15 protein-coding genes and 1 pseudogene are annotated in these 25691 nt (G+C 73.1%); 13 read left to right on the forward strand and 3 right to left on the reverse strand.

Features of this window, described 5'->3' with window-relative positions:
* Positions 1-109: 109 nt before the first annotated feature.
* The 7 genes from BL253_RS36355 to BL253_RS41665 all read left to right on the forward strand — a co-directional run bounded on the left by BL253_RS36355 (position 110) and on the right by BL253_RS41665 (position 12757).
* A complete protein-coding gene (locus tag BL253_RS36355) occupies positions 110-496 on the forward strand; it encodes a mannosyltransferase YkcB-related protein (RefSeq protein ID WP_476644140.1) in 387 nt (128 codons plus the stop codon).
* 169 nt (positions 497-665) lie between these two features.
* Positions 666-2231 carry a serine/threonine-protein kinase gene (locus BL253_RS42640; RefSeq protein ID WP_076822413.1) on the forward strand — a complete coding sequence of 522 codons (1566 nt, stop codon included), beginning with the start codon at positions 666-668 and terminating at the stop codon, positions 2229-2231.
* A 116-nt stretch (positions 2232-2347) separates the two neighbouring features.
* Complete coding sequence (locus BL253_RS36365; RefSeq protein WP_420801757.1) at positions 2348-3364, forward strand: AAA family ATPase; 1017 nt, start codon at positions 2348-2350, stop codon at positions 3362-3364.
* Positions 3361-4506: a DUF58 domain-containing protein gene (locus BL253_RS36370; RefSeq protein ID WP_076822416.1), complete on the forward strand. Its 1146-nt coding sequence runs from the start codon at positions 3361-3363 to the stop codon at positions 4504-4506. The genes BL253_RS36365 and BL253_RS36370 overlap by 4 nt, the downstream gene beginning before the upstream one ends.
* Positions 4507-4763: 257 nt before the next feature.
* Entirely contained in the window at positions 4764-7553 is a 2790-nt protein-coding gene (locus BL253_RS36375) for a transglutaminase TgpA family protein (protein ID WP_076822418.1), read from the forward strand.
* A 10-nt stretch (positions 7554-7563) separates the two neighbouring features.
* Positions 7564-10431, forward strand: a complete 2868-nt coding sequence (locus BL253_RS36380; RefSeq protein ID WP_131831671.1) for a PKD domain-containing protein — start codon at positions 7564-7566, stop codon at positions 10429-10431.
* Positions 10432-10846: 415 nt separating this feature from the next.
* Positions 10847-12757 carry a serine/threonine-protein kinase gene (locus BL253_RS41665; protein ID WP_076822421.1) on the forward strand — a complete coding sequence of 637 codons (1911 nt, stop codon included), beginning with the start codon at positions 10847-10849 and terminating at the stop codon, positions 12755-12757.
* Between the two features lie 321 nt (positions 12758-13078).
* Here the strand turns inward: BL253_RS41665 and BL253_RS36390 are convergent, their stop codons facing one another.
* Both BL253_RS36390 and BL253_RS36395 read right to left on the reverse strand, forming a co-directional pair.
* Positions 13079-16501, reverse strand: coding sequence for a pyruvate carboxylase (locus BL253_RS36390; RefSeq protein WP_076822423.1), 3423 nt, complete (start codon positions 16499-16501; stop codon positions 13079-13081).
* 383 nt (positions 16502-16884) lie between these two features.
* Positions 16885-19248 (reverse strand): Hsp70 family protein, encoded by a 2364-nt coding sequence (locus BL253_RS36395; RefSeq protein ID WP_076822425.1) that lies wholly within the window; start codon positions 19246-19248, stop codon positions 16885-16887.
* 668 nt (positions 19249-19916) lie between these two features.
* Here BL253_RS36395 and BL253_RS43210 point away from each other — a divergent pair.
* Together BL253_RS43210 and BL253_RS36405 are read left to right on the forward strand one after the other, a co-directional pair.
* Positions 19917-20252, forward strand: a complete 336-nt coding sequence (locus tag BL253_RS43210; RefSeq protein WP_076822432.1) for a hypothetical protein — start codon at positions 19917-19919, stop codon at positions 20250-20252.
* 130 nt (positions 20253-20382) lie between these two features.
* Complete coding sequence (locus tag BL253_RS36405) at positions 20383-20631, forward strand: DUF6158 family protein (protein ID WP_076822433.1); 249 nt, start codon at positions 20383-20385, stop codon at positions 20629-20631.
* A 17-nt stretch (positions 20632-20648) separates the two neighbouring features.
* Here BL253_RS36405 and BL253_RS36410 read toward each other — a convergent pair whose 3' ends face one another.
* Positions 20649-21362: a nucleotidyltransferase family protein gene (locus BL253_RS36410; protein WP_241835465.1), complete on the reverse strand. Its 714-nt coding sequence runs from the start codon at positions 21360-21362 to the stop codon at positions 20649-20651.
* Between the two features lie 248 nt (positions 21363-21610).
* On the opposite strand from BL253_RS36410, the gene BL253_RS36415 reads away from it, so the two are divergent.
* The 4 genes and pseudogenes from BL253_RS36415 to BL253_RS44480 form a co-directional block, all read left to right on the forward strand.
* Positions 21611-22855, forward strand: a complete 1245-nt coding sequence (locus tag BL253_RS36415) for an XdhC family protein (protein WP_076822435.1) — start codon at positions 21611-21613, stop codon at positions 22853-22855.
* A 207-nt stretch (positions 22856-23062) separates the two neighbouring features.
* Complete coding sequence (locus tag BL253_RS36420; RefSeq protein WP_076822428.1) at positions 23063-24325, forward strand: DUF3089 domain-containing protein; 1263 nt, start codon at positions 23063-23065, stop codon at positions 24323-24325.
* 113 nt (positions 24326-24438) lie between these two features.
* Complete coding sequence (locus BL253_RS36425; protein ID WP_076822430.1) at positions 24439-25098, forward strand: phosphoribosyltransferase; 660 nt, start codon at positions 24439-24441, stop codon at positions 25096-25098.
* A 499-nt stretch (positions 25099-25597) separates the two neighbouring features.
* Positions 25598-25691 (forward strand): annotated as a pseudogene (locus BL253_RS44480) (DoxX family protein); the annotation flags it as partial.

Raw genomic sequence — 25691 nt, forward strand, 5'->3', positions numbered from 1 at the left:
CACTGCCAAGCCATACCGCTGGACCTACACCGGCGAGCCCCTGAAAGCCGCCTGATGACAACCCCAGCAAGACTTACGCGGAGCTGCACTAGGCGCGACGGACCCGGGCGTGGGCCTCGTGGCGCTGCTGAGGCAGAACAGCTCCGTGTACACCTGGGCCGCGGCCGCCGTCGGCTCGAACAATGCCGCCGGGTACCAGCTGGCGGCCGACGAGCCGGTCATGGCGATCGGCGGCTTCAACGGCACCGACCCGTCGCCCACACTCGCGCAGTTCCAGAAGTACGTCGCCGAAGGAAAGATCCACTATTTCATCGGTGGTGGGCTTTCCGGCCGCGGAAACGGCGGTAGTCAGCAGGCTTCCGCGATCACCGCCTGGGTCCAGGAGAATTTCGCGCCCACCACGATCGAAGGTGTCAGCGTCTACGACCTGACTGCCGCTGGTGAGGCAACGGACAACGGTGCTGGTGCGGTCAACGGTGGAACGACAGTGACCTGAGGAACGCTGGATTTTGCTTCGGAGTTGGCCGCCGAAAGAATTTCGGTTCCACTCTTCGGTAACGCGGGCCCGTCTGCCACAATGGCCRCACGGCGTACGGGGGCGCCGTCGCGGGGATCTCGGGTAGCCGGGCATCGCGTSGTACGGGGGGCGCGAGGCGGTACAGGACGTGATCGTCGACCGGGCATGGGTCGCGGCGGCACTTCCCGGCTATGAGCTGGGTGGGCAGGTCGGCCAGGGCACCTTCGGCATGGTCATCGCGGCCAAGGACAGGCTGCGCCGTGACGTGGCGGTCAAGATCCTGCCGGGGATCTCGTACCGAGGGGACCGCGCCGAGACCGAGGCGCTCAACCTGGCCAGGTTGATCCACCCGCACATCGTGCACGTCCACGACTTCATGCCCGCCGGCGAGGTGGCGCTGATCGTCATGGAGCTGCTGGCCGGCGGAAGCCTGCGCCGGCGGCTCCGCCAGGGCAGGGCGACCCCGGAATGGGCGTGCGCGGTCGCGCTGGGCGTTGCCGGCGCGCTCGAGTCCGCGCACGAGCGCGGCCTGCTGCACCGGGACGTCAAGCCCGAGAACATCCTGTTCACCGCCGACGGCCGGCTGAAGATGACGGACTTCGGCATCGCCAAGGCGCTGACCGAGACCGGCGTGATGACCAGCACCGTCATCGGCACGCCGCGGTACATGGCCCCCGAGCAGTTCATGGCCGGCACGCTGCACCGCACCGTCGACGTGTACGCGCTCGGCGTCATGACCTACGAGATGCTCACCGGCCTCGCGCCGTCCGGGAACAAGAAGGTCGACACCTACGAGACGCTGCGCTACTTCCATCTCCACATTTCCCCGCCGCCGCCGCACGGGGTTCCGGAGCCGATCGCCGAAGTCGTGCTCCGCTCGCTGGCGAAGGATCAGGACTCCCGGCAGCCCACCGCCAGAGAGTTCGCGCTCGATCTCGCGGCCGCGGCGGCGAGCGCGTTGGGCGCCCGCTGGCTGACCAGAGCCGGGATCACCGTCGAGCTGGACGTCGACGTCCGTGACGCCTGCGAGCCCGTCCTCCCGGAGACCGCACCGACCGTCCCCGCCGGCCAGCTCCGCCCCGAGCCCGAGCCCGCGTCCCAGTCCGAATCCCAGTCCGAATCCCAGCCCGAGCCAGAGCCCCGGGCCGAGCCCGAGCCCGACATCGGTTCCGAGGAGGATTCCGGAGCTGGCCGTGACGAGAGCGCCCGCGACCAGGATGTCTTGGAGGTCGTCGCGCAGGACGCATCGGATCACGTACCGACGAGTCTCACGCCGACGGATCTCGCCGTGCCTCCTCCGCTCGTCGCCGGTCTGCCTCTCGCTGTCTCGCCCGTCGCGGTGCCGCCCGTCACGGTGCCGCCCGTCACGGTGCCGCCCGTCGCTGTCCCACCAGACCATGGGCCGCCGGTTCAGGACCCGCCCCGTGACTCTCAGCCCGGCCCGTCCACGCGCGGCCCGCTTGGTACCGGTGCCGTCTGGCACTCGCGCCCTCCGGCGAAGGCCGCGCGCGCTGTGACCTCGGAAGGCGCCATGTCCCTGCCGCCCCAGGGCGGCACGTACCCGCCGGTCACCGGCGGGGGCGGACTGGTGGACGTCCACCTCGGTACCGACCCCGAATACCGCCGCCGCGGCCGCCGCGGCGCGCTCCTGACCTTCGTCAGCGTCTCGCTGATCATCGTCCTGCTCGGGGCGCTGRCCGTGTTGCTCCTGTGAGCCCGACCCGGCCGCGCCGTCAGCACGGATCGCAGCCACCACAGATCACAGATCACAGCTGGATTCGGCCCGTGCGGCCGCCTGACCACCACGACGAATGCCGGAACGCGAGGCCAGTGCCGGCGCACGAACTCAATGGGGGATGCACAGTGCCAGAGGAGCTTGCGACCGCGGCGGATGTCGCCTGGTTCGCTGAGCGGTGTGATCGGATCGTGCGCAATATCGAGCGTCTGATCAGGGGCAAGACCGACGTCGTCCGGCTTGCGGTGCTGTGTATGGCCGCTGAGGGGCATGTGCTGATCGATGATGTGCCGGGTGTCGGGAAGACGTCGATAGCGAAGGCGTTGGCGGGTTCGATCGAGGGCAGTATGCGCCGGATCCAGTGCACCCCGGATCTGTTGCCGACGGATGTGACGGGGGTGCAGATCTGGAACGCGCAGAGGCAGGAGTTCGAGTTTCAGCCGGGTGCGGTGTTCGGGAATGTGGTGTTGGCGGATGAGGTGAACCGGGCGTCGCCGAAGACGCAGTCGGCGTTGTTGGAGGTGATGGAGGAGGGGCAGGTCACCGTCGACGGGGTGTCGCATCTGGTGCCGCGGCCGTTCCTGGTGATCGCGACTCAGAACCCGGTCGAGCACGGCGGCACCTACGACCTGCCGGAGGCGCAGATCGACCGGTTCATGGTCCGCCTCACCGTCGGCTATCCGGCGCATGAGGCCGAGGTGGAGATCGTGACCAACCGGTCTGGCGGGCAGTCGGTCCTGGATCTGACGCCGGTGGTCGCGAGTGATGACGTGGTGCGGATGACGGCGATCCTGCGTGGGGTCCATCTGACGCCGACGATCGTCGACTACATCGTGACGATCACTGCCGCGACCCGGCGGTTGCCGGAGCTGCGCCTGGGTGCGAGTCCGCGTGCCGGGATCGCGCTGGCCGTCGCCGCGCAGGCGCACGCCGCCGCGGACAGCCGTACGTTCGTCACTCCGGATGACGTGAAGGCGCTGGCGCCGTACGTGCTGGGTCATCGGCTGCTGCTGCGTCCGGAGGCGGAGCTTGGTGGTGCGACCGCGCCGAACCTGCTCGACGGGATCCTGGCGTCGGTTCCGGTGCCGGGGCTGCGCCCGGCCTACCGGTGATTACTCGGTCGGGGGTCGCGGTCGTGGTTGTCGCGGTGGTGTTCGGCGTCGCGGGTTTTGTGCTGCGCTATCCGGAGCTGGTCGTGGTCTCGGGGGCGGCGGCGAGTGCGCTGCTGGTGGCGGGTGGCTGGTTGCTGGTGAGCCCGAACGTGACGATCTCCCGGGAGGTGCGCCCGGCGCGTGTCGTCGAGGGGGAGGCGGCGTTCGGTTATGTCACGGTCACCAACGTCTCCAACCGGCGCTGCCCGCCGATCCAGGCCGAGGAGAGGATCGCCGGCGCGACGGTCGATATCGCGCTGCCGAGCCTCGGCCCTGGCGGGCGGACCGAGCGGGGCTACCCGATCCCGACCGGGCGGCGCGGCGTGTTCGAGATCGGGCCGCTGACGGTCGGCCACAGCGACCCGCTGCGGCTCGTCCATGTCGGCCAGAGCCGGCCCGAACGGTCGGTCCTGCGGGTGCGCCCGCGGGTGCATGACGTCGGGCCGATGCCGACGGGCGGCTCGCCTGACCTGGACGGGCCGACGACGAACGAGGCGCCGCAGGGCGGCGTCGCGTTCCACTCGCTGCGCGAGTACGTCCGCGGCGATGACCTGCGGCTGGTGCACTGGCGCTCGACCGCGCGCACCGGCACGCTGATGGTCCGGCACAACGTGGTCCCGAACGAGCCGACCATGATGGTCGTCCTCGACACCAGCGCCGCGCCGTACGCCGAGGACTCCTTCGAGGACGCCGTCCGGGTCGCCGCCTCGCTGACCCTGTCGGGCCACACGCATGGCTTCCCCGTCGAGCTGTGGACCACCGGCGGCGAGCGCGTCGCCGCCGGCCGGGGCGCCGCCTCCGCCGACGTCGCGCTCGACCTGCTCGCCGGGGTCCGGCCACACGACGCCGATCCCGGCCTGGCCGCGCTCACCGGCATGTCCCCAAGCGCCGCCGGCGTCGCGCTTGGCGTGGTGACCGGGCAGCCGGCCGGCGAGCTGCTTGGCGCCGTGTCGACCGTCCGCCGGCGTTACTCGATGGTCAGCGTCGTACAGGTCGGCGAGCGCTTCGGCCGGCCGGCCGCGCCGATGTCCGGCGCGATGGTGATCAACGTGCGTACGAGCGACGAGTTCGCCGCTGTCTGGGATTCGAGGACCCGCCGATGACGGAGCTTCCGCCCTGGCCGGCCCCGTCGACGGGCCCATCCTCGAACGGTGTCAGCGGCTCAAGCCCGTCCGGGAACCACCCGGCGCGCACCTCGACTCGGCCCGGATCGTCCCGGTCGTCGCCACCCCCGACCCTGGCGGATGCGCCCGCCGCGTCGTCATGGCCGGCGACAGCGACCATGCCGCCAGCCGAAAGGGAGATGGCGACGTTGGCCGCCGGGCCCGGCCCAGGGGCAGCGCCTGACGGACAGCGGGCGGTGGGTCCGGCCGTGCCGGCCTCGCCGGCGGTCGAACCCTCGCTCGTCGTCACGCTCGCGCAGGTGGTGCTGCTCGCTGCCGCGCACCTGCCGGCGGTGTTCGTGCTCGGAGTGCTGTTCGACGGGCGGCGTTACGCCGCGCCGCTGATGGGCGCTGTCGTCGGCGCGGCGGTGGTCGGCTGGTTCGTGGCGCGGCGGCTGGCCGCCATCGGACTGGTCCTGCTGGCCGGGCTTGTCGCGGGGCTGGCATACGGGGCCGCCGCGAGCGCGGGTCTTATGGTCGCGGTGCTGCGCGGGCTGCGGTACGGCTGGTCCGGGCTGCTGGGCGCCGCGGTGCCCGCGGGACCGGACGTGACCCTGTTGACGCCGCCCGTCGCCGTGCTGTGGGTGACGGCGTTCGGCGCCGTGGTCCTGGCGCTGCGGACCCGCGCCGCGCTCGTCCCGGTAGCCCCGCCGCTCGTCGCCTTCGTCGTCATGTTGGTGCTCGCCGGCGGCGCCGGCGAGCCCGGGGCGCGGGTGCTGACCGCGGGCGCGCTGGTCGTGATGATCCTGGCGGTGGCGGTCCTGCGCGCTGCCCTGCCCACGGCCGCCAGTTCTGGCGGCGTCGGTCGCGGAGCCGGGCGACGCGGGAACCGGCGGTCCGGGCAGGCGGCGGCGGGCGGCCCGGCCCCGGCCCCGGCCGAGGTCCAGGCACCGGCCGCGGCGTCGGCGCCGCGGGCGAAGCGGACGCGCGGGCAGGCACGGCGGCGGATCGGGGCGCTGGCGGTCGGGCTGCCGGTCGTGGCCATGATCACGGCGCTGGGCGTCCTCGCTGGGACGCTCATCCCGGTCAGCGACGGCGACCGGTTCGACCTGCGCGACCACTGGCACCCGCCGGTCGAAGGCGTCGAGGTCGTCAACCCGCTCGTCCGGGTCCGGTCCCAGCTGGAGGCGACGCCGGCCAAGGAGCTGCTGACGATCCGGATCTCCACCGACTCCGGCGAGCTGCCTGTCGACCGGGTCCGGATCGCGGCGCTCGGCGAGTTCGACGGCGCCAGCTGGCGCGACGACGGCCGTTTTCTCCGGGTCGACCGCGCGCTCCCGACCGCCGGCCCGGGCACGCGGACCACGGCCGGGCAGGCCCTGGTCCGCGCCGATGTCACCCTCGCGGAACTCGGCGGGATACTGCTGCCCGCGCTGGGGCAGCCCACCTACCTGCGCTACGACCTGGCCCCCACCGCCGACGGCGGCCGCCCCGGCGGGATCGCCTTCCAGCCGGACTCCGGCGCGCTGGCGCTGCTCTCACCCCCGCGCAAGGGCGACCACTACCAGTTTGGCGCCCTCGTGCCGGCGCCCTCAGCTGACCAGCTGACCAGTGCCATCCCGGGTTCTGGATCGGCGGCCTCCCCGTACCTGGGACTGCCGCCGGGCTTGCCGCCGGCGCTTCAGGAGACCGCGACGAAGGTGACCAGCGCCGCGCGCACGCCATATGGCAAGCTCGTCGCCCTCGAGCGGTTCCTGCGCGACGACACGCGGTTCCCGTACGACCTGTCGGCCACTCCCGGGCACTCCTACGGCGTGCTGGACCGGATGCTGGCTGGCACGGACCCGACCGACCGGCGGTCCTACTCCGAGCAGCACGCCGCCGCGTTCGCCGTGCTGGCGCGGGCCGAGGGCTTCGCGACCAGGGTCAGCGTCGGCTATCTGCTCGACGAGACGCAGTCGACGGGGAACGGCACCTTCAGGATCACCACGCGGCAGGCGCACGCCTGGCCCGAGGTCCTGCTCGACGGCATCGGCTGGGTCGCCTTCGAGCCGACCGACATCAGCCAGCTGACGAAGAGACTGCCGCCCCAGGCGGGCCAGCTCGCGCCGACCGGCGGTGCCCGCCAGGACCAGACGGTGGCCCCTGAGCGAGTCCAGCCGATCATCGTGCCAAAGCTGGACGACGGCGGCAGCCTCGCGAGCCCGGGCGGCACCGCCGGCGGCGGCCTTGCCTGGCCGTTCCTGATCCTCATCGTCCTCGGCGGGATCGTCCTGCTGATGCCGATGTTGCTGGTAGCGGAGAAGGCGCGTCGGCGGCAGGCCCGTCGCCGTGGCGATCCGGCCGCGCGGGTGGACGGCGCCTGGCGGGAAGCGCGCGACCGGCTCGCCGAGCACGGGGTCTCCCGCTCGCCCGCGCTCACGCAGCGCGAGGTCGTCGCGCTGGTCGTCGCGACGGAGCCGATCGCCGCTGCCGCCGCTCCGCTTCGTGAGCTGGCGGCGCTCACCGACAGGGCCAGGTTCGCGCCGCGTGCCCTGCCTGCCCCGCCCGCGTCAGCTGCCTCGCCCGCGTCGCCCGCGTCGCCCGCGTCGCCCGCGCCGGCTGCCTCGGCCTCCCCGACCAGCGCCGCCGGGCCCGACGACCTCGACGACCCGGCGGCCGCGGCCTGGCGGCTTACCGACCAGGTGCGCCGGGCGCTTCGGGCCGACGGCGGCCCGGTCGGCCGGCTGCGGGCGCTGGTCGACCCGCGCCCGCTGCTGCCAGACCCACGGCCCATGCCCATGGCTCGTTCGGCCGGGGGGCCGTCACCGTCGGCCGTGCGTGCCGCGGTGGCGGCGATGGCGGCCGCGCGTGCCGGTCGTGAGGGCGGCGGCGCGCCGGCTGGCCGGCGGAACGCCGGCACCGGCGGCGGGGCGTTGGCGACGAGGGCGATGGCACCCGAGCCCAGGACGACGACGGAGTCGGGACCGCGCCTGGTAGGCGCCGGTGCCGTCAGCGAGGACGGCGTCGACGGCGCCGCCGGCGGATGGCCGAGAGAGCAGGTGTGAGGTGAACGCGGTGCTCGCACGGGGGTGGGCGCGGCCGGGGTGGCTGGTACCGGCCACGCTGGCGATGCTGCTCGTCGCGTTGGGTGGAGCCGTCGTCCTGTCGGGGCGGCCCGTGGCGAACGCGGAGCGAGCCGTCGGCCTCACCGACGGCTCGGCCTGGCTGGTCTCGTCGGCCGCGGGGCAGGCGACGCTGGTCGACGGCTCGACCGCGCACGTCATCACCCGGGTCCAGCTGGGCGCCGGCCCGATGGCCGATGTGCAGGCCGGCGCGGACGCGTACATCGCGTCCGGCGGCGGTGAGGGGGGTGGCGAGGGCGGTACAGCGGGTGGCGCCATCGGCGGGGCGACGGTGCGTCGCATCGACGGCGCGACCTACGACGTGTCGAAGCCCGCCGCGTTCGGCGCCGACGGCCAGCCGCTGACGGTGTTCCCGGCCCAGGACTCGGTGTTCGTCATCAACCGGGCGACCGGCCTGGTCAGTGTCGCCGACGCGCGCACGCTCACCGCGGACCGGTCCTTCTCGCTGTCCGCCAAGGTGCCCGACGGGGGCGCCATCGCGGACGGCCCATCCCGGCTGTGGGTCGTCGACGCCGGCAGCGGCGAGCTGATCCGCGTCGACGGCGCCGGCACGAAGATCACCGGTCGGACCGTCGACCCGGCGGGAACCGCCCTGGTCACGGCCGGCGGCGAGCCGTACGCCGTCGACCTCTCGGCCCGCCGGGCGTGGCCGATCGAGGCGGACGGCCTGGCTGGCGGCGGCGTGTGCCTCGACTCGCCGCCGGATGACGCCTCCGTCTCCGTCGCCGGGTCGAGCCTCGAACCCAGGATCTATCTGAGCAGCGGCCGCCGCGGGCTGCTACTGATCACGGACATCGCGACCGGGCGCTGTGACAGCGCTGTCGACCTCAACGCCGCCGGGCACCGGCTCGGGCAGCCGAAGGAGGCCGCCGGCCGGGTGTTCGTCCCCGACTTCACCACCGGCCAGGTCATCGTCGTCAACGAGGCGACCCAGCGGGTGGTCGCCTGGGCGGAGGTGCTGCCGGCGAACACCGAGTTCGAGCTGCGCGGCCAGGGCTCGGTGATGTTCTACAACGACCCGGCGAGCGAACGTGCCGGCGTCATCAACCCCGACGGCGACGTCGCGCCGGTCCAGAAGTACGACCCGACCGACCCCGGCGGCCCAGAGGCCGGTACCGGCGATGACAACGTCAACGCTCCGAGCCCGACCCCTGAAGGGCCCGGGGGGCCCGGCCCGGATCCGGCAGGCCCCGGTGCTTCGACACCCACCTCGGTGCCGCCGACCGGGGTGCCGCCTACCGGGGTGCCGCCTACCGACCCTTCGGGCGGTGAGCCGACGCCGCTGCCACCGCCGTCGCTGGCGTCCTCCGCCCCGCCGCCGGTGACCGTGCCGGCAGGGGCGCCGACGGATCCGGCGACGCCGAGCGCCGTCGTCCCGACCGACCAGCCCGCGCAGCCGCGCTCACCCGTGCGGATCGCGGTCTCCGCGGACACGGCCGCGGCCGGCTCGCCGGTGACCCTCCAGGTCGTCGAGGCCGTCGCCGGCACCGGGATCGCCGACGCCAGCTGGGTCTTCGGCGACGGCGGTACGGCGAGCGGGGTCCGGGTCACCCGCTCGTGGAGCGCTCCGGGCACCTACCAGGTCATCGCGTCGACCCGGCTCGACGACGGCCGTCTCTTCGCCCCGGCGGTCACCATCACCATCACCCAGGAGGCGCCGCGGCCGACGCCGCTGTCCACCCCGCCGGCCGTCAGCCCACGTCCCACGAGTTCGCTGGGCCTCCCGATCGGCGATCCGGTGACAGCTGGCCCGACGACCCGCGGCGGTACTCCGAGCGGCCCGGCGACAGGCGGTCCGGCGACAGGCGGTCCGGCGACAGGCGGTCCGGCGACTCGCGGCGGCACCTTCGGTGGCCCGACGACCGGTGGCCCGACCAGCACCGGCCCGACGACCGGTGGGCCGCCGACGGGTGGTCCGACCAGTACCGGGCCGACAAGTGGTGGGCCGACCACCACGCCGCCAAGCGGCCAGGGCATCACGGTGTCGGCGCAGCAGACCTCCGGGCTCACCGCGCACATCACGGCGGCCGGGATCAAACCCGGGACCTTCCAGTTCACCGTCAACTACGGCGACGGGACGCTGTTCGCGCCATACGGCGAGTCGAGTGGGCTCGCGGTCGATCACACGTACCCCTCGGCGGGGACGTACACCGTGTCGGTGAGCGCGCAGGAACTCGCGACCGGCACGACCTATCACCAGTCCGCGTCGGTGACCGTCGCCGGCGCCGCGCCTCAGCTGAAGATCGCCCTGGCCCTGCAGCCGCTGTCGCCGGCGAGGTACCCGTTGCAGGCGGTCGTGCAAGGTAACGCCTCGGGCGGCGCGGGTGCGCTGAGCTACCGGTTCACGTTCGGCGACGGCACCACCTACCAGGGGGCCGAGAGCTCGTTCACCCACACGTATCCGGCCGACGGCAGCTACACGGTGACGGTTACGGTGACCGACGGGACGGGCCAGTCGGYCTCCGCGAGCGGCAGTGTGACGGTGACCGGCGGCCCCGGCAACCGTCCCCCGACCGCCCGGCTGGCCGTGAACCCGACGTCGGGGCAGGTCCCGCTGACGGTCACGTGGGACGCGTCAGGATCGACGGCGGGTGACCACCCCATCGTGAGCTACCTCATCAACTACGGCTCTGGCACTTCCACCGCGGTTACCGGGTCCGTCACGTTCAACAGTTCCTACGACCCGAATATCAAGTTGACGGTCACCGACAGTGCGGGCCAGAGCAGTTCCATGACCGTCGTCCTGTCGGTCACCGGCCCCGTTGGCCCCAGCACTCCACCGGCGGGCGGCCCCTCATGATCTTGAAGTCGTCCGGCTCCGCTCCCGCCGCGCCGCCAGCGGGGCGAACTCGGCTACGGCGCCGTTCCTGCCTCGCCGCCTCGCCGCCTCGCCGTTCGGGGTGGACGTCACACCGTCGTCGCGGCCGGATCTAGCATGGGCGGCTGGCCCGACGGCCCTTGATGGACGGGGCCTGGTGGACGGGCCCTGGTGATGCTGGGGGATTGACGCCGCCTGGCCGCTCGTGTCGGGTGAGAGACGGTGGTCGGGTGGTGCCGAGGCCGCGCGCGATGCTTGCTTCGCGCCCGTCCGGCGCGGCGTCCGGCCCAGCCGTCTCTCGTCCGGGACCGTGCCAGCTCTCGCCGGCGGCCGGCCGGAGCGGCGCGGTGTCCGCGGACGGGTGATGTGCCTCGAGGATGGGGGGACGGACTCTTCCGTGATCGTGGATCGGACGCTGGTCCAGCGGGCGCTTCCCGGCTATGCGCTGGGTGCGGTTGTCGGTCGCGGCGGGGCCGGCACGGTGTTGGCGGCCAAGGATCGGCTGCGCCGCGACGTGGCCATCAAGGTGCTGCCCAGCGACCCGGAATCGGGCGCGCACCCCGAGGATGAGGCCCTGATCCTCACCAGGCTCGAGCATCCGCACATCGTTCGGGTGTATGACTTCGTTCCCGCGGGCGAGCTGGCTCTCATCGTCATGGAGCTGCTCGCGGACGGCGACCTCAAGGCGAAGCTGAGGCAGTCGCGGGCCGCGCCGGAATGGGTCTGCGCGGTGGTGCTCGCCGTGGCGGGAGCATTGGAGACGGCGCACCGCCGAGGGCTGCTGCACCGCGACGTGAAGCCAGCGAACGTGCTGTTCACGYCCGACGGCCGGGCGAAACTTACGGACTTCGGCATCGCGAAGGACATCGCCGGCACCGCGTCTGTCTCCAGCTCCATTGTCGGGACGCCGCGTTATATGGCTCCAGAGCAGTTCCTGGGGAAGCCGCCGCGCCCCACCGTCGACGTGTACGCGCTCGCGGTCGTCGCCTATGAGATGGCCGTCGGCGTGCCCCTGTTCGGTGGCGACACGGACAGCTATCTGAGGCTGCGCGATGCCCACCTGAACACCCCGCCCCCGCCGCCACCCGGCGTGCCGGACCAGGTCAGCCAGGCACTGCTGACGGCTCTGGCCAAGGACCCCGCGCACCGTCAGCAGTCCGTGCGCGCGTTCGCGCTTGACCTCGCCGCGGCCGCCGCGGCCGCCCTCGGGCCTGACTGGATGGATCGCGCCCAGACCCCCGTCGACCTCGACGACGACGTCCGCGCCGCCGCGAGCGGTTCCTCCCGGCTCGCCGCGCGGGCAGGCGGCTTACCCTCGACGCCGGCACCCGCGATGCTCCAGCCTCCCGCGCCGTGGCCCTCCGTGTCACCGCGCCCCGCGCCGCCCTCCCCGGTACCGCCGCCCTCCCCGGTACCGCCGCCCTTCCCGGTACCGCCGCCGGTGCCGACCGGCCTCGCCCCGACCACCCCCTATCCCCCGGCGGTGGGATACGGCAGGCCAGCTCATGGCGCCGCGAACCAGCCAGCTCCCGGCGGCATCCGACCGATTCCGCCATGGAGCTTCGACGGCTATTCCGCGCGGCTCGGATATGGGCGTCAGCCGGCTTCCGGCGCGGGTAACACCCCGGGCACTCCGCCGCGGCGCGACAACACCCAGCGCAACCTCGTCATCAGCGGTGTCGCCATCGGTGCCGTACTGGTGGTTCTCATCGTGATCTTGGTGATCATGGTCGGGCCGAAGGGCGGCAACAGCACGGTGGCGAGCCGCACGTCGCCGGGTCCGACCACGTCGGCGAATCCGCCCTCGGCGCCGCCGACAACCCCAACCAGTGCCCCAACCGGGCCCMCAACCAAGGCTCCGCCGCCCGCGTCGGCCCCGTCAGCGGGGCTCAGCCTGGCGGAGCAGGCACTCGTCGCCAAGCTGGACGCCGGCTCGCTGTCGGGTTGCGAGCCGGCCGCCGGCCAGGAGGACTCCACCGTTCAGGCCGCTGTCGCCTGCATCTCGACGGGGGACAAACACGCCGTCGCCGCCTTCAGCTTCTTCGACGCGGATTCGCTGGCGCGGTTCACCAAGACCCGCGGCGACGAGGTCAAGGACTCCGGCTCCTGCAAGAACGGCAAGGACCACGTCGGCCGGTGGAACTACACCGGGGAGGATGCCGAACAGGGCGCGCTGATCTGTGGCCACGAGAACGGTGAGTTCTACATCTACTGGTCCTACGACGCCGACCTGGTCGCGTTCATCACCTTCGACGGAGACGGCCCCAACCTCTACGAATGGTGGACCGACTTCGACGCCCTCTCCTGAGAAGAGAAGGYACCCTTCACCCAGCCCCGCACACGAGCGAAGCGAAGTGCCCTACGGACGGGCGAACTGTGGCTTGGTGACGTTCAGCGGCACGCAACCGAGCTGGGCGCGGAGGTGCACCTCGCGGAGGCCCGGCCCACGAGCGAAGCGACGTGGGCCGGGCCGCAGCGAGGTCGCCGCAGCGCCCGTGAGCGGAGGAGGACGGCGTGCGGAGGTCCCGTGGGAGCGAAGCGAGTACGGGGCCGGAGCGCGCCGCCCGGACGGAGCGAACCAGAAACAACTTTCCCGATCGGCTCGGGGTTTGTTCCGGAGCGAACCATGTCAAACCATGACGGCTAGCAGGTCGCCGACCTCGACGGAGTCGCCGGTGGTGTGGGTGAGTTCGGTGATGGTGCCGGCAACCGGGCTGGTGACGGCGGCTTCCATCTTCATGGCCTCGATGACGGCGAGTTTGGCGCCCTTTTCGATGGTGTCGCCGGTCTTGACGGTGTAGGTGACGATGCCGGGTAGGCCGGCGCCGATGTGGCCGGGGTTGTTCGGGTCGGCGCGGCGGGCGGCGGCGGAGATCGAGGTGATCGACTCGTCGCGGACGCGGACCGGGCGGGGCTGGCCGTTGACGCGCAGGTAGAGGGTGCGGATCCCGGCACGGTCCGGCTCGCCGATCGTCTCGAGCTCGACGATGATCTCGACGCCGGGTTCGAGGAAGACGCTGGCGGGCTCGCCGGGCAGCAGGCCGTAGAGGAACGCCTCCGTCGGGATGACCGAGCTGTCGCCGTACTGCTCGAAGGCCTTGGTGTAGTCGCGCCACGGTCCGGGGAACAGCAGCCGCGACAGCGCGGCGCGGCGGTCCTCGCCGGCCAGCGCGGCCCGGTCGTCGGGTGCGAGGTCGGCCGCCGGTGGTGCGGGGCGGCGGCCGGCGAGGGCCCGCTCCCGGAAGGGTTCGGCGAAGCCGGCCGGCGGGGTGCCGAGCTCACCGGCCAGGTAGCCGAGCACGCTCGCGGGCAGGTCGAACTTCTCCGGTTCGGCGCGCAGCGTCTGCGGGTCGATGTTGCCGCTGGCGATGAACAGGGCGAGGTCGCCGACGACCTTGCTGGTCGGGGTGACCTTGATGGGCTTGCCGAGGAGCTCGTTCGCGATGGCGTAGCACTCGGTGACCTCGGACCAGCGGCCGCCGAGGCCGAGGGAGATGGCCTGCTGGCGCAGGTTCGTGAGCTGGCCGCCGGGGATCTCGTGGCGGTAGACGGCACCGGTCGGTGCGCGCAGGCCGGCCTCGAACGGTGCGTAGAGGTCGCGGACGGCCTCCCAGTAGGACTCCAGCGCCGAGAGCGCGGCGAGTGGGATGCCGGTGGCCCGCGGGGTGTGGTCGGTCGCGGCGACGAGCGCGGACATGTTCGGCTGGCTGGTGCCGCCCGACATCGGCRCCGCCGCCGCGTCGACCGCGTCGACGCCGGCGTTCGCGGCGGCGAGCAGGGTGGCGAGCTGGCCGCCGGCGGTGTCGTGGGTGTGCAGATGGACCGGCACGTCGAAGCGTTCCCGCAGTGCCGTGACCAGCTGGGTCGCGGCCGGGGGGCGCAGCAGGCCGGCCATGTCCTTGATCGCGAGCACGTGCGCGCCGGCGTCGACGAGCTGCTCGGCGAGGCGCAGGTAGTAGTCGAGGGTATAGATCTGCTCGCCCGGGTCGGTGAGGTCGCCGGTGTAGCACAGGGTGCCCTCGGCGATCGCGGCGGTGTCCTGGACGACGGCGTCGATGGCCGGGCGCATCTGGTCGATGTCGTTGAGAGCGTCGAAGATCCGGAACAGGTCGATCCCGGTGGCCGCGGCCTCCTGGACGAACGTCTGGACCATCTCGTCGGGGTAGGGGGTGTAGCCGACGGCGTTGCGTCCGCGCAGCAGCATCTGCAGGCAGATGTTCGGCGCGGCCTCGCGCAGCGCGGCGAGCCGGTCCCACGGGTCCTCGGACAGGAACCGCAGCGCGACGTCGTAGGTCGCCCCGCCCCAGCACTCCAGGGACAGCAGGCTCGGCGTCAGCCGGGCGAACGCCGGGGCGGCGGCCAGGATGTCGAAGCTGCGCAGCCGCGTCGCCAGCAGCGACTGGTGGGCGTCGCGCAAGGTGGTGTCCGTGACGGCGAGCGTCGTCTGGGCACGCAGCCGAGCCGCCCACTGGGCGGGACCCACCTCGGTGAGCAGCTGACGCGACCCCGCCACCAGCCCATCCGACCCGCCGAACCCGCCCGGGCCGCCGGGCCCGCCCAGCCCCTCGGCGGCGTCCAGCGGGGGCAGCAGCCGGCGCGGGTCGGTGAAGGCCACGCCGGCCGGGCGCCGGTAACCGTTGACGGTCGCGTGCGCGAGCCGGGCGAGCATCCGGCTGGTCTTGTCGGTCCCGCCGTCACCGGCCAGCAGCCACGGCCGTTCCTCGATGAACGACGTCGTCACGCCGCCTTCGAGGAACGTCTCGTCGGCGAGCAGCCGGGACAGGAACTCGATGTTGGTCCGTACCCCGCGGATCCGGAACTCCCGCAACGCCCGCCGCGCCCGCCGGGAGGCCTTCTCCGTGGTGCTCCCCCGGCAGGTGAGTTTGACCAGCAGCGAGTCGAAGTACGGGCTGACCTCGGCGCCGGAGTAGGTCGCCCCGTCCAGACGCACCCCCGGGCCGCCGGGGGACTGGTAGTAGGAGATCGTCCCGGTGTCCGGCCGGAAGTCCTGCGCCGGGTCCTCGGTGGTCACCCGGCACTGGATGGCAGTGCCGCGAATCGTGATCACGTCCTGCCTGAGGCTCAGGTCCTCGAGCGTCTCCCCGGCGGCGATCCGTAGCTGGGCCGCGACCAGGTCGACGCCGGTGACCTCCTCGGTCACCGTGTGCTCCACCTGGATCCGCGGGTTCATCTCCATGAACGTGTACCGGCCATCCGCGCCGACCAGGAACTCCACCGTGCCCGCGTTGACGTAGCCGACGTGCCGGGCGAACCGCACCGCCGCGTCACACAACCCGGCACGCACCGCCGGGTCCAGTCGCGGCGCCGGGGCGATCTCCACCACCTTCTGATGACGGCGCTGTACCGAACAGTCCCGCTCGAACAGGTGGATGACCTCACCAGTCGCGTCACCGAGGACCTGCACCTCGATGTGCCGCGGCCGGTCGACGGCCTGCTCCAGGAACACCGTCCCGTCCCCGAACGCCGCCGCCGCCTCCCGTACCGCCGAACCCACCGCGTCCGCCAGGTCCGCCGCCCGCTCGACCCGTCGCAGGCCGCGCCCACCGCCACCCGCCGACGCCTTCACGAACAGCGGGAAGCCAACCTCCGCCGCCGCTTCCACCGCCCCCGCCCCGTCCGGCAGCGGCACCGACGCCCGCAACACCGGCAACCCCGCCGCGATCGCCGCGTTCCGCGCCGCGACCTTGTCCCCCGTCAGGCGCAGCACCGCCGGCGGCGGCCCGACGAACGTGATCCCGGCCGCCGCGCACGCCTCCGCGAGCGCCGCCGACTCGGACAGGAACCCGTACCCGGGGTGCAGCGCGTCCGCCTCCGCGTGCTTCGCGACCCGCAGCAGTTCGTCGATGTCCAGGTAGCCGCGGACCGGATGGCCCGGCTCACCCAGCTCGTACGCCTCGTCGGCCTTCGTCCGATGCAGCGACGACACGTCCTCGGGCGTGTACACCGCGACGGTCCGCAGTCCCAGCTCATGGGCCGCGCGAGACACCCGAACCGCGATCTCACTCCGATTGGCGACCAGGACCTTGTGCACGAATGCTCCTCACGGGGTTCTGGCGTCTGGGGCGCCGCCGCGGCGACGGTGGCGGACCGGGGCGGTGTGGTCTAGCCGCCCATTCTGGCCGCCTCCATGAGTGGCGGGCCAGACCAACGTGCGCTGACTCACCTGGTTCCATTCCCAGCGCCGCGCAACCATCGGTCACGCGGGAGACATCCTGCCGACGCCGGTGCGACATCGAAGCGTCAACGCCCGAGGATACGAGGCGTTCGGCCGTGGGAGTTTCAAGATCAGAATGGCGGCCGGAGGGCATGACCGAGCGGACCTCGCCGACATGCGAAGAGGCGTCGTCCTGCRCCCACGTCCCTACGCCCTCCCGCGCGCGGCGTCGAGGCCGTGAGCGGAGCGGGCGGAAGGGACTAACGGGTGTAGATGATCTCCCAGAGGCGGGCGGTGGCGTCGGTGCTCGTCGTCGCGAGCAGCAGACCGAACGGGGCGAACGCGCAGCTCATGACGGTGCCACTGTGGCCGGACAGCGTCGCGACCTCGACCCCGGTGCTGACGTCCCACAGGCGGGCGACGTCGTCGGTGCTCGCGGTGGCGAGCAGCTGGCCGTCGGGGGAGAACGCGCAGCTCTGCGCCGAACCGCCGAGCGTCATCGTCGTCGTGCCGGTCGGGACGTCGGTCACCCGGGTGCCGTCGTTGCTGGTGGTGGCCAGCAGCAGGCCGTCCGGCGAGAACGCGCACCCGTTCGCGAAGTTCGTGTGCCCGGGCACCTTCATGATGTTCTCGCCGAGCGCGACGTCCCAGAGGAAGATCGCCTCGGCGCCGGCCGAGACCAGCAGCCGCCCGTCGGGCGAGAACGCGCAGCCGAAGATCGAGCCGCGATGCTCGCCGGTGAGGGAGGCGATCTGCTTGCCGGTCGAGACGCCCCACAGCTTGACGGTCCGGTCGGTGCTGGTGGTGGCCAGCAGGGTCCCGTCGGGGGAGAACGCGACGCCGTAGACGGGGCCCTTGTGACCGGAGAACGTCGCCGTCTCCGCCCTGGTCGCGACGTCGAAGAGCCGAATGGTCTTGTCGCTGCCGGTGATGGCGATCAGCTTGCCGTCCGGAGAGAACGCGCAGCTGTTCGGGACCGAGCTCTTGCGGCCGGGAACGGCCAGCTCGTCCACCGACCGTCCGGTGTTCACGTCCCAGAGCTGGATGCCGTCCTTGCTGGTGGTGGCCAGCAGCCGGCCGTCGGGAGAGAAGTCGCAGCTCGTGACGTCACGCTCGTGGCCGGTCAGGCTCGCCCGCATGCTGACCTCGACGAGGTGCGCCGGCCGGTGCGAGCGCTCGATCGTCCCGCCGCGCAGGTCGGCGCCACCGCCACCGTTGCCGTTGCCGCGCGACTGGCCGAGCGGCATGGGCGAGGTCGGCAGGGTGGTGGCGATCCAGTCATGCTCGGTGATGGCCATGCCCGGCCTGGCGTGCGTGTGCAGCAGGCTGCCGGAGGCCTCCGCGGCCAGGTCGAACAGGGAACCGTCGGCCAGGCGTACCCGGGCGAGCACGGTGCCCGCCTCGAACCGCGCGCCGGGCTCCGCGAGCCAGCGGACCATCGTCGCGGTGCCGCCCGGGATCTCCCAGCGGGCCGGCTGGACGACCGGGCTGGGCCTGGCCGCGACCGTGCGCCGGGTGGAGACCGAGGCGGCCCAGGCCGCCGCGCCGCGCACGACCGCGAGCTCCGGCTCCAACGGGACGAACAGCTGCTGAGGCGGCCAGTCGGTCGCGACACCCAGCTTCCCGGACAGGATGTCCGCGACCACCGGCATCCGCGAGCCACCGCCGACGAGCAGCACCCCACCCAGCTTCTCCGCCGGGACGTCGGCGGCGTCGAGCAGGTGCTGGCAGCAGGCCATCGTGCGGGCCAGCGTCGGCGAGGCGAGCTGGACGAAGCGCTCACGGTCGATGCCGACGAGCAGCCCGGCGGGACCGAACACGTCCTCGACCATCGGCACGTCGGTGAGCTGGTGCTTGAGCTGGCGAGCGAAGTCGATCAGCTCGTGGCGGGTGCGCCGCGCGGCGGTCTGGAACACCTCGCCCGGGCCCGTCGGGTTGAGCAGCGGCTCGAGGCTCGGGCCGTGGATGCTGAGGATCTCGTCGAAGAGCAACTGGTCGAGGTCGCGTCCACCGCAGTCGAAGAGCGACGAGTGGCCGATCACCTCGTGCCGGCCGGACGAGCCGACCGCGATCAGCGCCGCGTCGAACGTGCCGCCGCCGAGGTCGTAGACGAGCATCAGGTCGCCGGGGTGCGGCCGGCCCGCGCCGAGCGGCGCCCACGCGGCCGCGACCGGCTCGGCGAGCAGGTCGACGTCGACGAAACCGGCGGCCTCGGCCGCGCCGATCATGAGGCGGCGCAGCGGGCCGGCGGGGTCGTACACCGCGGGGATGGTGACGACGGCGCGCGGCAGCTCCCCGCCGAGCTGGGCCTCCGCCTCGGACTTCAGCGCGGCCATCGTCGCGGTGACCAGCCTGGCTGGCGGGTACGTCCGCCCGTCGAGCACCACCGGGGCCTCGCGGCGCAGGTCCCGTTTGACCTCGCCGCGGTAGGCCGCGGGCCAGATTCGCTTGCGACGCTCGGCGAGCGTGCCGACGATCAGGTTCTCGCCGTCCGCGAACACCGAGGAGGGCCAGGACACCGCCCCGCTGGCGGACTCCCTGACCAGCTCGACCTGACCGTCGACCACGTATGCCGCGGACGCTCGGAAGGTGCCGTAGTCGATCGCGAGGATCGGCTCACCCACCGCGCCCTCCGTCTGTCTTGCCGGGCCTCGCGCGCGAGCCGCCGGTGATCGAACAAGTACCGGTGACCCGTCGCGTCTGCCGCCTGATATTCAGCGCGCCATCCGCTCCGGGCCGCTGTGTGCCCTTCAACTCGTCGCGGTTCGGGCTCCTCCCGGATCGGCTTCGCCGGTCCGGCCTCTCGCCCATCGCCGGCACAAGGCCGGCCCACCATCCGCTACGGGTGGCCCCGTGGTCGCCGGCCAGCATCATCGCCAAGCGGTCGACTTGTCCGATCGATCCTAGCCGAGTGCCYCGTGGGTCTCGTCGCGCGGGTAGTCACCCTTCTCCCGTGTTGATCATCTCGCTCAACGTGGCCGATTTGTGTCAGCGTTTACCGAACACGCCTTCCCCGTCGATCTGCCTGGCCGGTTTCCGACCAGTCGGTTTCCGTTGCGGCTTCGCTGGTGGCGGGGTCGGAGTGGTCGTCGACCCGCCGGCGGGATCCCTATGTCCCGCCGGTCCGGCGGAAACCCGAGCCCGGCCGTCGCCGCTGACCACCACCAGTCCCGAGGCCGCCGGGGACGGGCGTGGTCGACCGGAGCGCCGTGTCCCACTCCGTTCGGTGGCATGTGTGAGACGGCGCGGCGGTGGTAGGGCACGCTGAGCAGGTGCCGTGAAGGAGGCCGAGATGAGCCCCACAACGCTCCCAAGCCGCGCGACGTTCGAGACCGGAACGGTGCGAGCCCCGCAGGCGGTTCGGGCGGTACAGGCGGTTCAGGCGGGATCGCCGCGTTCGTACCGCTCGGTGATGCCGCCGTCGCCTGGGCCGACGCCAGGCCCCGGCGGACCGGTTCCCCCGGTGCCGATCCCGGACCCCCAGCCGCCGGCCCCCGATCCCGACCCGGTGCCGCCGGGCCCCGATCCCGATCCGGTCCCGCCGTCCCCGACGCCGGATCCGTATCTGCCGCCGGTGCCAGGCCCCGACATTCCCGTCCCGCCCATCCCCACGCCGGAACCGCTCTGACACCAGGGCACCAGACGCCCGGAGTGTCCGCGCCGAAAGGTTGATCGGCACGGTTGACCGGCCCGGGCGCCGGTGGGTGAAGGCGCTGGCGGCGAGGTTGGCGGATGGGCGAGCGGGTACGTCGGCGGGCATGAGCCACCGCCCAGACGGCATCCCCGGCCGCGAGCTGTCCGACGCGGCTCTGGTTCGCGAGGTGCGTCAACTGCACCGAACCCGACATGCGACCTTCCTCGAAGGCAGCGAGGACGCGTTCGAGACGCACACCCGGCGGATGATGGAGCTGGAGCGGGAGTATCTGCGCCGCTTCCCCGACGCCGCCAGCCCTGACCCGCGCCGCACTCGTGCCGGCCGCCGCCGCGCGGCGGGCCTTCTCGCCTAGAGCAGCCGGCCCCGGCTCTAGAGATCTGGCCCCGGCTGGAGCCGCCTGGCGTCCTTCAGGCGGATCAGGTCGGCCGGGGTGTCGATGTCGTCGGGGCTGCCGACGTCGTCGCAGGGCACCTGGAGCACGCGGTCCGGGTTCGCGCGCAACCAGGCGCGGGCGCCGACGTCACCGCGGGCCAGCCGGGCGACGTCCGGCCAGACCTCGCGACGCAGCAGCACGGGGGTCCGTGGCTGGCCCGCGTAGCTGGCGACGAGCGCGGCTGGCTGTGGGGCCGCCGCCGGCTGTGGCCGGCCGTCCGGACCATCCGGATCCGTGTGTGCCGCGTCGATGAGGCGGCGGATGAGCGCGGGGCTGACGAGTGGCTGGTCGACGAGCGCGACGACCACTCCGGCCACCCCGGCGACCGCGTCCGCCGTGAGCGCGGCGAGGCCCGCGCGCAGCGACGCGCCCATGCCCTCGGCCCAGTCGGCCACCCGGATGACCCGCGTCGGCACCGTTCCCTCCGGGAACGAGCCGGCCGGCCGCTCGGCGCCCACGCCGCCCACGCCGCCCACGGCGGCGGCGACCTCCTCGGCCGCCGCTCCGACTGTCACGGCCAGCGGCGAGCAGCCGCCGGCCGCGAGCAGGCGGACGCCTCTCACCACCAGCGGCTCGCCGTCCACCGTCAGCAGCCCCTTGGGCGTCCCGAGGCGTCGGCCCGCTCCCGCCGCCAACAAGAGCCCCGCCACCCGCACACCTGGTTCTTACCTCGGCATCACCCGCGAGGCCTCGGTTGGAGCACGTTCCGCCCAGGCGATCGTCGTCCGACGGGGGCGCCAAAACGCGGATATCTCAGCCCATGCCGGGATGCCTCGCTACTGTCGGGCGATAGCCCAAATTTTGCGGCTTCGGTGTCGAGACGGATGCGTGCGCCGGGCGGGCACGCGACCCTTGAGGCACCCGGACTGACCGGGCGATGGCGGAGGGTGGCGCCAGGATGCGGGAGTTGACGGAGCACCTACGCGGGTGGCGCCGCGCCGGGACGCCGTTCGCGGTCGCGACGGTGGTCGGGGTGCGCGGCAGCGCGCCACGGCAGCCGGGTGCGGTGATGGCCGTCGACGCCAGCGGCGAGGCATTCGGCAGCGTCTCGGGCGGATGCGTGGAAGGCGCCGTCTATGAGGTGGCGAGCGACGTGCTCGCCACCGGCACCGCGGTGCTCGAGACCTACGGCATCTCCGACGACGACGCGTTCTCCGTCGGCCTGACCTGCGGCGGCGTCATCGACGTGCTGGTCGCGCCGGCCCGCGAGCCGCTCTTCGAGGTGCTGGACGCGATCGCCGCGGATCTCCCGGTGGCCCTCGTCACGGTCCTCGCGGGCCCGGCGGGACCGTCGGCCGGCTGGCCGGTCGGCCCGACGCCGGTCGGCCGGCAGATGGCCGTGTGGGCGGACCGGGTGGCGGGTGGCCTCGGCGCGCCGGGGCTCGACCACGCCGTCATCGACGACGCCCGCGGCATGCTCGCCGCCGGCCGGACCGGCCTGCGCCACTACGGCCCCTCGGGTCAGCGCTCGCCGGTGGACGCCGCCGCCGCCACGCCCTCCGGTCCCGGCCCGACCAGCGAGGAGCCGGAGCCGCGGACCGCCGCCGTCGGAATCGCGGCGGAGGCCGCGGGCCTTCCCGCGGACGCGGTCACGGTGTTCGTGCAGTCGTTCGCGCCGCCGCCGCGGATGCTCGTGTTCGGCGCGATCGACTACGCCGCCGCGGTGGTCTCGATGGGCCGTTTCCTCGGATACCGGGTGACGGTCTGCGACGCGCGTCCGGTTTTCGCGACCGCCCGGCGCTTCCCCGACGCGCACGAGGTGGTGTGCGAATGGCCCGCGCGGTATTTCGCCCGGGCTCAGGTGGATGAGCGGACGGTGGTCTGCGTGCTGACGCACGACTCGAAGTTCGACGTTCCGCTGCTGCGTGCGGCGCTGCGCTCCCCGGCGGGCTACATCGGCGCGATGGGCTCCCGCAGAACGCACGAGGACCGGCTGGACCGGCTGCGCGCGGACGGGCTCACCGACCAGGAGCTCGCCCGCCTGCGCTCCCCGATCGGCCTGGACATCGGGGGGCGAACCCCGGAGGAGACCGCGGTCTCGATCGCGGCCGAGATCATCCAGACGATGTGGGGCGGCACCGGTACGCCGCTGCGCCGCACGGACGGTCGCATTCACGGCGTCTCCGCTGACGTGGCGGGATGACAGGTCGCGGCGTGCCACGGGAAGCCCACAGGCTCTCGCGAGGGCATCCGGTCGAAGGCCGCGGAACAACCGGTGGATACTGTCCCGCAACGCGGTGATCTGTCCGGTAAAGCGGTGGCCGACGGACGGCCAAGGGCCGCCAATTTCCTTAGTCGCCCGCCACGGGTACCGGCACGATCGACCTTCGTCCACGATTCAGAGGTCTCGATGCGCCGATGCCCGGCCCGTCCGCCCACCGTCCTGGYCACGCTGGCGCTGGCTCTTCTGCTCGGTTCCGCGTGCGGTCAGGCCCCAGCGTCGGGTCCGGCCACCGCGCCGGTCTCGCCGTCGAACCCCGCGATCGACACCGCCACCCTCACCGTCAACCATCCGACCGTCTGGGTGTGCCGGCCGGGGACGGTCGACGACGACTGTGCCGGCGGTCTGGACGTCACCGTCGTCGGCCCATCCGGACCGACGTTCGCGTTGCCGTTCCGGCCGGCGGCGAACCCGCCCGCCGACTGCTTCTACGTCTACCCGACCGTCTCAGGGGTGGGGCTCGGCAACGCGCCGCTGAAGACGACCGATACCGAGATCGCGGCCGTCCGGGCTCAGGCGGCCCGGTTCGCGTCGGTCTGCCGGGTGTTCGCGCCGGCATACCAGCAGTACACCGCGGTGTCCCGGCTGCAGCCGGACGGGCCGAACGACCTCGCCCGCGCCGTCGCCTTCGCCGACGTCCAGTCGGCCTGGAACGACTACCTGCTCAACGACAACCGGGGTCGGCCGGTCGTGCTCGTCGGCGACGACCAGGGCGCCGAGATGCTGCTGCGCCTCCTGCGCGAGGAGATCGAGCCCGACGCCGGCCAGCGCGCCTTGCTCGTCTCGGCGCTGCTGGTCGGCGCGGACGTGCGGGTTCACGTCGGCTCCCTCACCGGTGGCGATCTGGCGAAGATCCCCGCCTGCCAACGGCACGACGAGTTCGGCTGCGTCGTCGCGTACTCCGCCTACCAGGGCGACGCACCGGCCGACGCCCAGTTCGGCCTGCCGTCCGCGCCGTCGCGCGGCGCCGCGGCCACGACCGACCTCACGGTCGACCCCGCCGACCTGCGGACGCTGTGTACCAACCCGGCGGCGCTCGGAGGCGGGGAGGGGGAGCTCGAGCCCTACCTGCCCACCCCCCGGCTCATCGGCGCTCTCCTGCCCGGGCTGTCGCCCGAGAATCTGCCGGCCGCCGACACCGGCTTCGTCACCTATCCGGAGTTCCTCACCGCCGAGTGCCGGCAGGCGAGCGGCCGCGCCTGGCTCGCGGTGACGCTCAGGCCGGCCCCGGACGGTGACGGCCGGTCGCTGCCGGTCCTGCAGTCACCGCCGTCCTGGGGGCTGCACTTCGCCGAGTTCTCCCTGACACTCGGAGATCTGGTCGAGCTCGCCGGCCGTCAGGCCGCCGCCTACCTCGGCGCGCACCCGGCGCTGGCCGGCGGCCACGGATAGCGGCCGGGCGCGGACGCTCGACCCGCGCCGGTGGCCGCGCCGGGCGCCGGCGGCCGGCTGCGCGGGGGATGGCGGCGAGGGGATAAGGGCCCTCGACCGGGCAGGGAGTGGGCATGGTCGGCTACGCGGATCGGCGGGCGGCGGGACGTGCCCTGGCGGGCCGGGTGGCTCCCGCGGTACACGAGGAAGAGCCCGTGATCGTGCTTGGCCTGCCGCGGGGCGGTGTTCCGGTGGCCGCGGAGGTCGCGCGTCGACTGTCCGCGCCGCTGGAGGCGTTCGGGGTGCGCAAGCTGGGTGCCCCGGGGCAGCCGGAGTTCGCGCTCGGCGCGATCGCGACCGGCGGGATCAGGGTGGTCAACGAGACGGTCGTGGGCCGGCTGGGGCTGACCGGCGCCGAGCTTGAGGCGCTCGTCGCCCGGGAGACGGTGGAGCTCGCGCGCCGCGAGCACGCCTATCGGGACGGCCGGCCGCCGCCGGCGCTCGCCGGCCGGACGGTGGTGCTGGTCGACGACGGCCTGGCCACGGGAGCGACGATGGTCGCCGCCGCGCGCGCCGTGCGGGCGGCGGGGGCGGCCCGGCTCGTGGCGGCCGTTCCCGTCGCGTCGCCCGAGGGCGCCGACGCGGTGCTCGCCGAGGTGGACCAGCTCATCTGCCCGTTGTGCCCGCCCGATTTTCTGGCCGTCGGCCAGTTCTACGACGACTTCGCGGCCACGTCCGATGAGGAGGTCCGTGACCTGCTCGGAGTCCTCCTTCCGCGCCGATCGGCCGGATGACGGCCTGGCGCCCGCCGGCACGCGCGGCCGCCTTGTCCACCAGGCGGCCGGCCGCTCCGGACGTCCCAGATCGCCGCCTCGCGGCAGACCCCCCTGCAGACCCCAGGCAGACCCCCAGGCAGGGACCGCGGGCTTCGCCGATCCGGCGGGACCCCGGCGAATCCCGCGGGACGAATCGGGACGAAAGGGATATCTGGCATACTCGCCTGCTCGGTGGGACCGGTTCGAGGTCCGCGGGGACTGCCGGTTGGTAGGCGCGCGGAGCGCGCGACGTGTCAAGCTCCGGCTAGTTAACCGGTAGGAAGGGGTGATGCTGGCATGTCTCGCACAGATGAACCCAGCTCCTACCACGAGCGAGTGAACGCCCACAAACTATAGATTCCCGGCAGACGGGCTCGTGTTGTCGTGTTCGCTCCTCCCAGCGATGGCTCGCGCGTCGGCGAACGGCCGGCGGCGGGCCTGGCGAGGCAGCTGACCACATAGGGAAGGAGAGATCCCCGTGACCGCAGCGGACACCGCGGACCTCGTGCTACGGGTCGTCGTTGGGCTGACGATCGTCGCGCACGGCTATAACCACATCTTCGGGCCGGGAG

This window comes from Pseudofrankia asymbiotica, from assembly GCF_001983105.1.
Lineage (GTDB): Bacteria > Actinomycetota > Actinomycetes > Frankiales > Frankiaceae > Pseudofrankia > Pseudofrankia asymbiotica.